Origin of the sequence: Bordetella sputigena (genome assembly GCF_965137885.1) — a bacterium.
Taxonomy (GTDB): Bacteria; Pseudomonadota; Gammaproteobacteria; order Burkholderiales; family Burkholderiaceae_B; genus Bordetella_C; species Bordetella_C sputigena.
Window position 1 is genome coordinate 268102 of the sequence record NZ_CBCSCA010000003.1, and the last position, 12637, is coordinate 280738.

General features: G+C 63.4%; 10 protein-coding genes. All 10 read right to left on the bottom strand.

Annotation, left to right across the window (positions count from 1 at the left end):
- Positions 1–49: 49 nt before the first annotated feature.
- A complete protein-coding gene (locus ACNA0R_RS07145; RefSeq protein ID WP_415825255.1) occupies positions 50–1489 on the bottom strand; it encodes a hypothetical protein in 1440 nt (479 codons plus the stop codon).
- 86 nt (positions 1490–1575) lie between these two features.
- Positions 1576–1872, bottom strand: a complete 297-nt coding sequence (locus ACNA0R_RS07150) for a hypothetical protein (RefSeq protein ID WP_415825256.1) — start codon at positions 1870–1872, stop codon at positions 1576–1578.
- 72 nt (positions 1873–1944) lie between these two features.
- Positions 1945–3747 (bottom strand): Hint domain-containing protein, encoded by a 1803-nt coding sequence (locus ACNA0R_RS07155; protein ID WP_415825257.1) that lies wholly within the window; start codon positions 3745–3747, stop codon positions 1945–1947.
- Between the two features lie 111 nt (positions 3748–3858).
- Positions 3859–5247 carry a hypothetical protein gene (locus tag ACNA0R_RS07160; protein WP_415825258.1) on the bottom strand — a complete coding sequence of 463 codons (1389 nt, stop codon included), beginning with the start codon at positions 5245–5247 and terminating at the stop codon, positions 3859–3861.
- Between the two features lie 158 nt (positions 5248–5405).
- Complete coding sequence (locus ACNA0R_RS07165; RefSeq protein WP_415825259.1) at positions 5406–6281, bottom strand: hypothetical protein; 876 nt, start codon at positions 6279–6281, stop codon at positions 5406–5408.
- Positions 6278–6727, bottom strand: a complete 450-nt coding sequence (locus ACNA0R_RS07170; RefSeq protein WP_415825260.1) for a MaoC family dehydratase — start codon at positions 6725–6727, stop codon at positions 6278–6280. Before ACNA0R_RS07170 ends, ACNA0R_RS07165 begins: the two co-directional genes overlap by 4 nt.
- A gap of 84 nt (positions 6728–6811) precedes the next feature.
- Positions 6812–8176: a benzoyl-CoA 2,3-epoxidase subunit BoxA gene (gene boxA, locus ACNA0R_RS07175; protein WP_415825261.1), complete on the bottom strand. Its 1365-nt coding sequence runs from the start codon at positions 8174–8176 to the stop codon at positions 6812–6814.
- Positions 8177–8207: 31 nt separating this feature from the next.
- Positions 8208–9635, bottom strand: coding sequence for a benzoyl-CoA 2,3-epoxidase subunit BoxB (gene boxB / locus ACNA0R_RS07180; protein ID WP_415825262.1), 1428 nt, complete (start codon positions 9633–9635; stop codon positions 8208–8210).
- Between the two features lie 10 nt (positions 9636–9645).
- Positions 9646–11304: a 2,3-epoxybenzoyl-CoA dihydrolase gene (boxC, locus tag ACNA0R_RS07185; RefSeq protein ID WP_415825263.1), complete on the bottom strand. Its 1659-nt coding sequence runs from the start codon at positions 11302–11304 to the stop codon at positions 9646–9648.
- 179 nt (positions 11305–11483) lie between these two features.
- The gene (locus tag ACNA0R_RS07190) at positions 11484–12389 is read right to left on the bottom strand and encodes a helix-turn-helix transcriptional regulator (protein WP_415825265.1); all 906 of its coding nucleotides are present in this window, start codon (positions 12387–12389) and stop codon (positions 11484–11486) included.
- Between the last annotated feature and the right edge of the window lie 248 nt (positions 12390–12637).

Consider the following 12637-nt stretch of genomic DNA (forward strand, 5'->3'; position numbering starts at 1 on the left):
ATAAGAAAATTCTGATGTGCCCGCACCCAAAACGGCTACGTTTCGGCAATCAAGATGTCGAGAACGTCGCAAGCGGCACGGTCAAGGTATCGGAATAGAGCGATACACCGCTACGGCGGACTTCGTATTGGGCCGTCAGCGTGGCATCCGCCCCGTCGAACTCCATCAATTGATTCTCGGAGAATACGAAAGAGAACCCGCCCCACATTTGGTCGATCGGAATGGCGAATTCCGGGCTGGAAAGCGTGACGCTCCTGGGATTGCCGGTTTGAGGGAAAAGGCCGTTCAGGAACAGGCTCATGATCACCGTGTCGCCACCTTGGAAAGCGGTATAGGTCTGTGGCACGAATACCTGGAGGCCGCCCGCTATGGTCGTCTTGTCCGCAGTCTTGGCGTTCCCCGCCAGATAGGGTGCCAGGCCTTTCAGTGCCGGGCTGGGCCGTTGAGGCGCGGCAGGCGTCACGGCGCCCAGCACGTTGACCGGAAGATAATTTGAATCGAGACCGTTGCCGCTGACAGCGGGCACCACGGTATAGGCGACGACATTGGGGGTTTTCTCGGTGGCATTCAGCGACATGAAGTACGGTTTCGGGACCTTCACCGTATCGCCGACCTTCAGCTGATAGGCCGCCGTCATGAGATCATTCAGCCAGAAACCTACGTAGATCCTGGCGCCATTCGTCATCCATATGACATTTGGATCCGCATTGATGGTAATAGGCACGCCGGTGTCGTCATAGTCATCGAGGTTTACAGGATCGGTCATCTGGGGGACCTGCACACCCGAGTCCAGCCACGGCGTGCCCAGGGCGGAGAACGGCATGGGGAATGGGCGAGTCGTTACGCCGCCCCAGGTGCAGCTCATGACGATGATCGATGGGGCGGTGTTCGCGAACTTCAAGGCAGTGCGGCCCTCGGTATCCGTATAGGTAAGGAAGGTATTGCCGGTCACGTCGTTGGGATCCAGTTGCGGATCCTTGTTATCCGCGGTCAGCGCGTAGCTGGGATTGGCGGGCTGGCCTTTCCATGTCACTTTGCTGTTATTCAGAGGTGTCCCTTCGTCGGCATCGCTGAGCCAGAGCGTCAGCATCATGACCTGATCCGGATCCGGGTTGTTGGGATCGAACGGCGACACCTGGGGGTCCGCTGTCTCGCCATATGTTCTGCTGAGGCTGTATTGCATGCGCGGCCTGGCGCAGCGATACAAGGCCGTGCAATGCCCGGCATCCGGCGCATCGGTATCCCACACGGAGACCAGGACCATAAAATTGCTGTCGGTACCGGGCCTGCTTTTGATCCCGAAACTGAAAGTGGCCTGCCCGCCCTCGACGTTCGCCGTTCCGGACTTCGCACCGGACAGCGAAGCTACCGGAATCACCGACCATGAAACGGAAGTTCCCGTGATCCCGCTTACCAGCACCCTCAGGGTATTGACGGTGCCTACAATCAGCTGGGTATCGGGGCCTGGATTATTGAACTGGACGTCCATGAAGGTCACCTTGTAAAGGGGTCGTACCGCACCGTCCCGCGTGTCGCGCATGACGGCCATCGCGCGGCTATTGCGCCCAGGCCCGCCTACGTGGGCGGCCAGCCGAAAATGTTTACCGTGGCGGAATACACGTTCTGGTTTATGTCGTCGTCGTCCACCAGGCCGAACAAGGTGACGGTGTACTTGTACGCTCGATCCAATTGCATCGGCAGCGACACCGAAATGGCGGCTGGATCACGCACGTAATAGCTGTTGTATCCGTTCGGCCAATCGATGCGCACCCAGAAGCCGACGTTCCCCGCCAAGGTCAGCAAATCCCAGGTCGCGCTGACGATACCCTTGCGATCGTAGGTGGCCGTCTTCAGGTTTATCGCATAAGCCATGATTCATTCCGTCTTGAAAGACTTCAAACTTGATATGCGGTGTTCACCGGCGCGTCGTGCCGCCATGCGCGCCTAGTTCTTGCCATGCATCCTGTCGTTGGCGGCCTGCCGCATGACGGCGCCTTGGGCGGCATAATCCCCGACCAGCATGCCTCCTGCATAAAAGGCCCGGTCATTGGTATCCGCGATCCGGTTGCCGTCAGCGGCGGCCAGATGCAGGCTGTACACACGCGCCGGCGTATCGCGGTTGTCGGCGACCACCTGGCGCAGAACGGATGGACCACTGCGTCCGTACACGGTATCCCCCGCCTGCAGATCCCTTGCCCTGCGCATGCCGTTCTTGGTCAAGACGGGGTGGTCCAGCGTGACCACGACCGACTCCCCGGCCGCATCCACCAGTTTGATGAATTTCTTGTCGCGGCCCGGGCTGATCGCGCTCAGCCGCACGCTCTTTCCCGATGGCCCCAACAGAAGGTCTCCCTGTTTCAGCATCTCGATGGGCACGGTCCGGCCGTCCGCCAGCGTAACGAGGGTGCCTTCTATGATGCAGCCCCACTGAAAACCCACGGGTAGCACCTGCTTATTGACGTCGTAGCCGTCGAAACTCTTCAGCGAACCGAGTCCGATCGGAATGGGGTTATGGGGAGCACCGTCCTTCTGGTCGAAGAACATGGCGATCATGTACCAGTCCTGGACATCGTCGACACTCAGGTCCGTGCACGTCGATATCTTTCCCGCATCGAGATACTGGGACGAGTTTTGCCGGTTGGACGGATTGGAAAATTGCCACGAGAGCCTGTTATTGGCGACATAGAACCCCTTCCATTCCGGGATGTCGATGCTCGCATCGCATGCGCCACCCTCCATCTTGACCAGCTTGATCTTGAGAATCCCGGGTTTCTTGTCCTTGCCGTCCGGGATGGCGGGAATTGTTCGCCCGTCCGTACTGGTCATCGTATAGATGGGGTTCACCGTTGTAATCTCACCCGAGAAGGGGAAGACAAGATCCAGCTCGTCACTCTCCACGCCGGGCTGCGACGGTCCGTAATCGCAAAACGGGCCACCCTTCGTATCGGTCACGGCGCGATTCAGGCAAATCAGCGTCCTGTCCGGCTTGCCGTCGGTCGGCGGCGGATGTCCATTGGCGGGCGTAGGGTCCTGGACCAGGACGCTCATCGGCCCGGTGGCGGCATCGCGATCCATGCGCACATTCCAACAGAACGGTATGCCCCCCGCCTCGCCGACGAACTGGGTGTAGGCGATAACGTCGGCCTTGTTCGGATTATTGTTGCCATTCGCGGCGAGCGACTGCGCTACGACCGGCATATTGCGCATGTTGTCGTCGGAAGAATTGGTGCCGGAAGCGATCAGCGTCTCCGACAAACCCGCGATATTCTTCGTATATACGTTGGCAGTCTGGATTTCGAACTTGTCCTGATCCGTATCGGTTACGAACATGGAGCTGAAGGACAGCGCGGTCACATTCGTGAATGTCAGATTGCTGGAAGCAATGTGGACAACGGCATAATCGTCCGGTGCGTGCGTCATACCATATCGGCCAGGCTTGCCTGCCGACGTCATGTCCCGGAACTTCCAGTTGTTGGCCTTGAGTTTTTCGAGGACGCGATAAGCGCCCGGAGCATTCTTGGGATCACGTCCCCACATCCTCAGCATGGCGCGCACAGCTGCTTCGGAATTCGAATTGCAAGCCACGGGCAGACCAGTGGCCGGTGTGCTATCGGCATCCGCGCGAATCGCGGCATCGTCCGCGGCGCTCAGTGGATGAAAACCCTGCGCCGCGGATACTCGCAACGGCATTAGCGCCAGGAGCGCCGTGCAAACGACGCTTGCTACCACGGACCAATCATTTCGCATGTTCGCACTCCTCGGTTTTCACCCACACGGCTGATCAACCGCGATGCCGCGGATGACGTATGCGGGTACGCGCCGCTCAGCGCAGCGCGCCGCCGATCCACTATCCCCTAGTTAGCCCGTGGCCAACTTTAGGGCGGGGCTGAGGGGGGCGGAATACTGCGTGTCGTCGGTCGGTGGATCGGCCTGCCCCTTGTAGTAGTAGGCTTCGAAAGTGCCCGGTTCGAGGCCATTGGGCGCATATCCCCCGAGATCGTGCGCGGATACCGGCACCGTATTCGTACCGTCCTGCGTCGCCTTATACGGATAGGTCAGACTGGCGGCTTTTGCGGCTCCCGGATTGAGCGGGTCCCATGCGTTGAGGAAAACTACGAGCGTAATTTCGTCGTTGAGCTTCAGGTCGGGGACGTACACCGAAATATCGCCCTTCAGGAGCACGCCGGTATTGATGGTCGATAGACCTATCGTAAAGGGCCGGGCAAGCTTTCCGTCGAGCGGCGGATGCAGCCATGTGTCGCCTTTTACCTCGGCAGAAACTGTGCCGGACTGGATGGTCTCAAGCGCGCCCCCGGGCTGGGTCGCCATCCAGTTGATGACGTAGTCGGATGCCTGTACAAACGCCTGCTTTTGGATGTTGAAACCCTGAGCCAGCGCTTCGTATGAATCCACCGCGCTGGCCACCTTGCCATTCACCAGGGCGACAGTGGGCCAGCTTTTCCTGGTGTTTTCATCGTTGAGACTGCCCACAATGGTGGTACTGATCTGCGGACCTGAAAACGCGTCCAGGTTGATGGGCGACCAAAGATCGAATTGAGGCTCTCCCCCGCCCACCAACTCCGGCAGGAAAATGACGTGATCATTATCAGCACTGAAGTTGGAGCCGTATTTGATGGCGCAAGTGTATATGCCCTCGTATAACGCCGACATCTTGATCTCGACCGCCTCCCCGAGCGGGCCGAGGTTGAACCAATAGAGGCCATCCGGAGAGACTACGACCTCGATGAGCGTGGTGCCGCTCTTTCGGTACACATGGACGTTGCCCACGACCTCGATGCCGACCGGGTAGTTTTTCAACAGCGTGTTGCCGCGCCCAGTGGGCTGCGCGGTCACAGTCAGCGTATAGGCGGCTTCCCCTAGACCGGCAGAATCTGGTGCCACCGGAACGGCGTCGGGGCTGACCACCAGCTTCCCTATATTGACGAACGACGTCGTGTAGGTCGCAGTGATGTACGGAGCCCCTGTTCCGGGATTCACTACTTCCAGAGGCACGGAGACTCCGTCGGTTTGGGCGGTGTACGTCAACGTGGCGGAGGCCATGCCAGTCACGCTGTCCGTGGTTATGGGCATGACTTCGTCGAATTCGACGTTGCCGTCGCTGCTTTTGAATGTGACCGGTATATCTTTGGGGTCCGTGGGGGACGGCGGGTCATAGGTAAAGACGAAGTGCATCTTCGCGCGTATGCCCATGGGCGACCCAGAGGGCGGCATAATCGAATCGGCCATTTCTTATCTCCTGACAGCTGTACGCCTGAATCCGGAGACTTACCCCCGGGGCTGTGGCCAAGCGGCGCGGACCGCCTGTCTTGGAGATCATTCTATGGAGAGGCCGATGTAATACGAACTGGCAGAAATGCCAGTTTCTGTTTTGCTTTACGCGCTGATCAAGGCTGTGCGCGTGCTGGCATCGCGCCTACGCCGCGAAGCAGGAATCGCCAATAGCGCGGCCCTTTGCCGTTGTCCACGACAATCGCGCCCCCGACATTCACCCTGCGCTGGCGGGCGCACGAGGTGTCGCTCGTGATGATGACAGATGTGCTGACGCGACCGGACAGCACCGACCATTCGCCCGGCGCATAGCCTTGTGCAGCCGCGGCACCGGTGATGGTCAGACGCGTGCAGAGGCCGACGAAAGTTTGCTGCCCTAACAAGGAGAAGCGCACAGGCATCGAGCCGAGGTTTTCCACGCGCAGCCATACCGCGTTGCCATAAACAGCATCCTCACGCTGGCCCAGTACCGTGATACGCAGCGGCTGCTCCAGCGCCGTGTCGCGGGGCCATTGACGGTCGGCCCGGGCTTGCCCGGCCAGCACCTGGGTCGAGGTGTCGGCAACGAAGGCGGCACGTCCGCGCCATTCCCTAAGCGCGTCGGTCTTGCAGCCGCCAGCATTGGCAACGACGCGCACAGCCTGTTCGGGAGTCATCAGGACAGGGGGCACTTCTTCGCGGAGCTTATCCAAGACCCCCTTCGCGGATAGCTTCAGGCGCCGCGTCGCGACGACCTCCAGCTCGTCGAGGCGGCGGGCTTCCCCGTCGCGGTCGCCATCGGGGCATAGCACGTCGACCTTGGATAGCATGTCCCAAGCCATGACGGCTTGGCGCAAGGTGTAGTTTTCCACGGTGGCCGGCGACGCGGTGGACACGACCAGCGTAGTGGAAGCGGAAGGCGCGCCCGAGGCAGGTGTCGTGTATCCCAGCAAGAGCGCCGCGAAGCCGGGACACGCGGCCATGCCTATGCGCGTTGCGCGCGTCATGCTCAAGCAGACGCGTCCTCGCCCAGCTCGAACAGGCTGGTCGCATCCAGCTCCAGCACCGCTTCATCATGCTGGTTGTAGACGATCCAGGCCCAGTTAATGATGCCCAGGTCGCTGCGCGAGGAAGAAGTGCGAACGCCATGCACGCGCGCCTCCAGCCGCAGCCGGTCGCCCGGACGCACCGGCACGCGCCAGCGGACTTCGCCCAAGCCCGGGGAGCCGAAAGATTCGGAGTCATACAAGGCGGCATCGACGGCCATGCGCATGGCCATGGCGCAGGTATGCCAGCCACTGGCGATCAGCCCGCCCCAGCGACCTTCGTTGGCGCGCTTGACGTCGGTGTGGAACCACTGCGGGTCGTATTTGCGGGCGAAGTCAAGGATCTCGGCTTCGGTGACCGTGATCGGACCGGCGTGTATGACCATGCCCTGTTTGAATTCGGCGAACTTCATCTAACGGCTTCCCCATGGCGACCGGCCGGGACTTGCGCCGTGCCGCGCGCCATGCGGCGCCTGGGCGGGAAAGTCCGGTCGCGGTCAGTACGTCTCGAAATGCAGCCTGCCTTGGCGGCACAAGGCCTGGTGCAGGATAGACCAATCCTGCCCGGCTTGCACGGCGGCATGCTCCAGGGCGTCCAGCACGCCGGTCTCCATGCCCTTCAGGCCGCAGACGTAGACGCAGGTCTTGTCGTCGTTCAGGAGCGCCAGCACGTCGGCCGCGCGCTCCACGATCAGGTCCTGCACGTAGCGCTTGGGCTGGTCCGGCTCGCGCGACAGGGCCAGGTTGATGTCGATGAAGTCCGCGGGCAGCTTCATCAGCGGGCCGAAATAAGGCAGCTCGCGGCGCGTGCGGGCGCCGAAGAACAGCATCAGTTTGCCGTTCTCGCCGCCGGCCATGCGGCGCCGGCAGCGTTCGGTCATGGCGCGCATGGGGGCGGAGCCGGTGCCGGTGCAGATCATCAGCAGGTTGGCGCCGGCGCGGCCGGGCATCAGGAAGGTGTTGCCGAAGGGGCCGATGACGCGCACGGTCTCGTGCTTGGCCAGGTCGCAGAGGTAGTTGGAGCACAGGCCATCGTGGCTGTTGCCGTCCTGGCCGGCGGCGACGCGCTTTACGGTCAGGGAGAGATTGTTGTAGCCGGGACGCTCGCCGTCGCGCGGGCTGGCGACGGAGTACTGGCGGGCGTGGTGCGGACGGCCGCGGGCGTCCACGCCGGGCGGCAGGATGCCGATGGACTGGCCTTCCAGGACGGGGAATGGCGCTTCGCCGAAATCGAGGACGATGTGGCGCACGTCGCAGTCGGCGTCGTCGTCGGTGACGCGGTAGTTGCCGACGACGGTGGCGATGACGGGCTCCTTGTGGGTGTAGAGGTTGACGTAGGGGTGGGCGGCGGACCAGGGCGGGACGGTGGCGCCGCGGTTGACGGCGATGGCCGGGGCGGCGGCCGCGGCGGCGTCCGCCGGTTCAGCGCCAGTGATGGCGGAATCCACGGCGTCCAGATCCGCGCCGCCGCCGGAGCGGACCGTCCGCGAGTCCGCCGCGCCCGTTTGCGGGGACAGCGATCCGGCGCCGCCGCGTCCATGCGCGGCCGCCGCCTCGACGGTCGCCTGCGCCACCAGCGCCTCCACCGGCTCCTGCGGCGGCAGGGCGTCCCAGCCGAACTGCGCCTCCACGCTGTATGCCTGCGCGCGGGGGATCACGCGCCAGTTGTCGATCGATCCGGTGGGACACGGCGGCACGCAGGCCATGCAGCCGTTGCACACATCCGGGTTCACGACATAGTTATTGCCGTCGTGCGTGATCGCATCGATGGGACAGGTTTCCTCGCAGGTATTGCAGCGGATGCAGATCTCCGGATCGATCAGGTGCTGCTTCAGCAAGCTGGCGGGCAATGGCGCGTTCATCGTGACACCCTGGGGACGGCCGGCGGGCGGATCAATTGAAACGTACGTACTCGAAATCCACCGGCTGGCGGTTGACGCCCATGACCGGCGGCGCGATCCAGTTGGCGAACTTGCCCGGCTCGGTCACCCGCCCCATCAGCGAAGCGACGAAGGCGCGGTCATCGTCGGTGGGCAGCCAGCGCGGCAGGCCGGCGCGCCACTGCGCATCGTCCACCACCTGCCCTTCCGGCGTCACGTTGACGCCCGCCAGCGTGCCGATCTGCCGGTTGAAGGCCTTGTGCGGCACGCTCAGGCGGAACGGCAAGCCGCTCTTCTCGATGACTTTGTTCCACCGTCCCACCCCGGCCATGGAATCGCGGATGAAGTCATCGCGCAGCACTTCGTTCAGGGCGTTCAGCATGGGCACTTCCACTTCGCCCAGCTTGCCGCCTTCCAGCGACAGGATGCGGTAGGTATCGTTCTTGAGCTGATGGTCGTCCTTGCGCTTGCCTTCCTCGTAGCGGCCCTTCAGGCCGGCGCTGTAGAAAATCGCGGCATTGGACGACTGGTCGGCGCCGAACAAGTCGATGGTGACGCTGTAGTGGAAGTTCAGATAGCGCTGGATGGTGGGCAGGTCGATGACGCCGGCCGCGCGCACCGCCGCGGGGTCGTCGGTCTTCAGCTGGTTCATGACGTCGCAGGTGCGCTGGATGATGCGCGATACGCCGGACTCACCGACGAACATGTGGTGCGCTTCTTCCGTCAGCATGAATTTCGTCGTGCGCGCGAGCGGGTCGAAGCCCGATTCGGCGAGCGCGCACAGCTGGAACTTGCCGTCGCGGTCGGTGAAGTAGGTGAACATGTAGAAGGACAGCCAGTCCGGCGTCCTCTCGTTGAAGGCACCCAGGATGCGCGGGTTATCGGCGTCGCCGGACGTGCGCTGCAGCAGCGCGTCGGCCTCCTCGCGGCCGTCGCGGCCGAAGTAGCGGTGCAGCAGGTACACCATCGCCCACAGATGGCGGCCTTCTTCCACATTGATCTGGAACAGGTTGCGCAGGTCGTATTGGGAAGGCGCGGTCAGGCCCAGATGGCGCTGCTGCTCGATGGACGCGGGCTCGGTGTCGCCCTGCGTGACAATGATGCGGCGCAGGTTGGCCCGATGTTCGCCGGGCACGTCCTGCCACACGTCGCGGCCCAGGTTTTCGCCGAAGTGGATCTTGCGCTGGCCGTCCTGCGGCGCCAGGAAGATGCCCCAGCGGTAGTCGGGCATCCTGACGTGATCGAAATGCGCCCAGCCGTCGGGTTCGACGCTGACCGCCGTGCGCAGGTACACGTCATGGTTATGCGACCCGTCGGGGCCCATGTCGCGCCACCATTGCAGGTAATTGGGCTGCCAGTGTTCCAGCGCGCGCTGCAGGGCGCGGTCGCTGGAAAGATTGACGTTATTGGGGATACGGTCGGAGTAGTTCACGCCTGACATGTCGATGCTCCTAGACGCGGTTCCAGTCGAAAGCCGCTTGCTCACCCTTGCCATACAGCTTCAGGGCGCCCTTCTCCCCCGCGGCGTTGGGCCGGTTGAAGATCCAGTTCTGCCAGGCGGTCAGCCGGCCGAAGATGCGGGTCTCCATGGTTTCGTGCGGGCCGAAGCGCAGATTGGCCTCCATGCCCGTCAAGGCGTCGGGCGACAGCGCGCTGCGTTCTTCCAGGGCCAGGCGTACTTCGTCGTCCCAGTCGATGGCGTCCGGCGTAAACGTGACCAGGCCCAGATCCAGCGCTTGCGGCGCGGCCAGTTCCTGTCCGGCATGGGCACGCACCGCCTCCAGCGGCGCGGTTTCGCCGTGGAAACGCCGCTGCAGCCGGCTCTCGCCGCTGACCATGGGATAGGCGCCGAAGTTGCGTTCGCCGACCACGAGGCGCGTCGGCGCCGCGGCGTCCTCGTCATCCAGCATATAAATGCGGTCGGCCGCCAGGGCCAGTTCCAGCAGCGTGCCGGCGAAGCAGGAACCCGGTTCGACGAAAGCGAACAGGGTGCGCGACGTCACATCCAGCCGTGCGAGCGTACGCCGCAGCATGCCCGCGGTTTCATTGACGAACCAATGCCCCGCGTGTTCCTGCAGCGCGGCATCGGCGGCCAGTACGGCGCGCGCGTCGCCTTGCGTGCGCAGCACCCAGGTGCCGATGTCCAGTTCGTTCGCGCGCATCCACAGGATGGCATCGTCCAGTTCGCGCGCCATCCGTAGCGGCCACCAATCGGCGCCTTGCGCCAGGATGGCGTCCAGGTTGCCGGGCACGTCGCCGTCCGGCGCGCGCACCGTCCAGCTGGCCAGGCGGCGCTCGCGATCGATGGCCACGTCGACATAGCGGTAGGACAGGCCATCGGCCGTATCGCGGCGTTCCAGCGGCGTCAAGGCCACGCCCTGCCCTTGCGCCGGACGGCTGCTGCCTTCGGCCAAGGCCAACGCGCGCTCGCGAACCGCGGCGGCGAACTGTTGCGGCTTGATGACGTCGTCGACGAGCCGCCAGGCCTTGGCCCGCTCGCCGCGCACGCCTTCCACCAGGGTGCAGAAAATGTCGGCATGATCGTGCCGCACCTTGCGCTTGTCGATCACGCGAGTCAGGCCGCCCGTGCCGGGCAACACGCCCAGCAGCGGCACTTCGGGCAGCGCCACGGCGGACGAACGATCGTCCACCAGCAGGATTTCGTCGCAGGCCAGGGCCAGCTCGTAGCCGCCGCCCGCGCAGGCGCCGTTGACGGCGGCAATGAATTTCAAGCCGCTATGCCGGCTGGCGTCTTCCATGCCGTTGCGGGTTTCATTGGTGAACTTGCAGAAGTTCACCTTCCAGGCGTGGGACGACAGGCCCAGCATGAAGATGTTGGCGCCCGAACAGAACACGCGATCTTTCAGGCTGGTGACGACCACGGTGCGCACTTCGGGATGCTCGAAGCGGATGCGCTGCAGGGCATCGTGCAGTTCGATGTCGACGCCCAGGTCGTAGGAATTCAGTTTGAGCTTGTAGCCGGGGCGCAGGCCGCCGTCCTCGGCCACGTCCATCGCCAGGGTGGCGATGGGGCCTTCGGTGGTCAGGCGCCAATGGCGGTAGCGGCTGGGGTCGGTCCGGAAATCGACCGGGGGTACGGCGTTCGTCATGAGGGTCTCCTGCACCGTTCGCATGCAACATACTGCATGTCCTTTATTTGGATGCAGAATAGTGCAGTAAAGTGCATGCGTCAAGACGCTCATGCAACAAAGTGCGTGTCAGTTGCCCTGCGGTGGACGAGAACGCCATGCCGCAGATCGCGGGGCCCAGGCCCCACCGCGGCGGCGATTCAAAGCGGCAATCCGCCCGCCTTGCGGACCTGCGCGCGCAAACCGGCGAAGCATTCGCCGATGTCCATATGGCTGGTGTTCCACGTCAGGTCGGCCTTGGCATAGAAGGCCTCGCGCCCCGCCAGGATGCGCTTCAGATCCGCCATGGCTTCGTTATTGCCGGACATGGGCCGGAAATCGCCCTGCGCCATCACGCGGCCCATATGTTCTTCCGGCGTGGCGCGCAGCCATACCGTGTAGCAATGCCCCAGCAGCAGATTGAAGGTCGCGGCCTCCGACACCAGGCCGCCGGGGGTCGCCAGGACCATTTCCGGATAGAGCTGCACGGCTTCTTCCAGCGCGCGCCGCTCATAGCGGCGGTAGGCATTCGGGCCATACAGATTGTGGATTTCGAGGATGCCGCAGCCGGCCACCCGTTCGATTTCCACGTTGAGTTCGACAAAGGGGTAACCCAGGTCATCCGCCAGCATCTGGCCCAGCGTGGACTTGCCCGCGCCGCGCAGGCCGATCAGGGCGATGCGCTGGAAGCGGTTCGGCCGCGGCCCCCCGCCCACGCCGAACAGCTGGGCCAGGGATACCCGCGCGCGCTGCAAATCCCCTTCGCTACGGCCGCTGAGCAGCTCGCGGATCAACAGCCATTCGGGCGATTCGGTGGTGACGTCCCCGACCAGCTCCGCCAGGGCGCAATTGAAGGCCTTGGCGATCTGCAGCAGCACCAGGATGGATGCATTGCCGACGCCATGCTCCAGGTTGGCCAGATGACGCTCCGATACGCCGGTGGCTTGCGCCAGCGCCTTGCGCGTCATGCCGCGGATGGCGCGCAGGCGGCGCACACGCTCGCCGAGCGCCATCAGGAAAGGCTCGCGGCCGGGATCCGGGATCGCCTTGTCCAGTGCTTGAGTCATGAATCTCCTTGCTCCGAGATTACCCTAGGAGACGATGTTTTATGCATTATAGTGCTTGACGCTGATCGATTAGAGCACTATTTTTCCTGAAACATGAACGCAGGTGCGGCCCGCCCAGTGCGGCCGGCCTGTGATTCTAGAGGACGCGCCGGCCCGCGATGGGCGGCCCGCGCTGCGTTCCGCCCGATCGGCCGGCGCGCGCCACGCGCGACCGGCGATACGAAGCGCCGGCCCATGCCGCCGGCGCC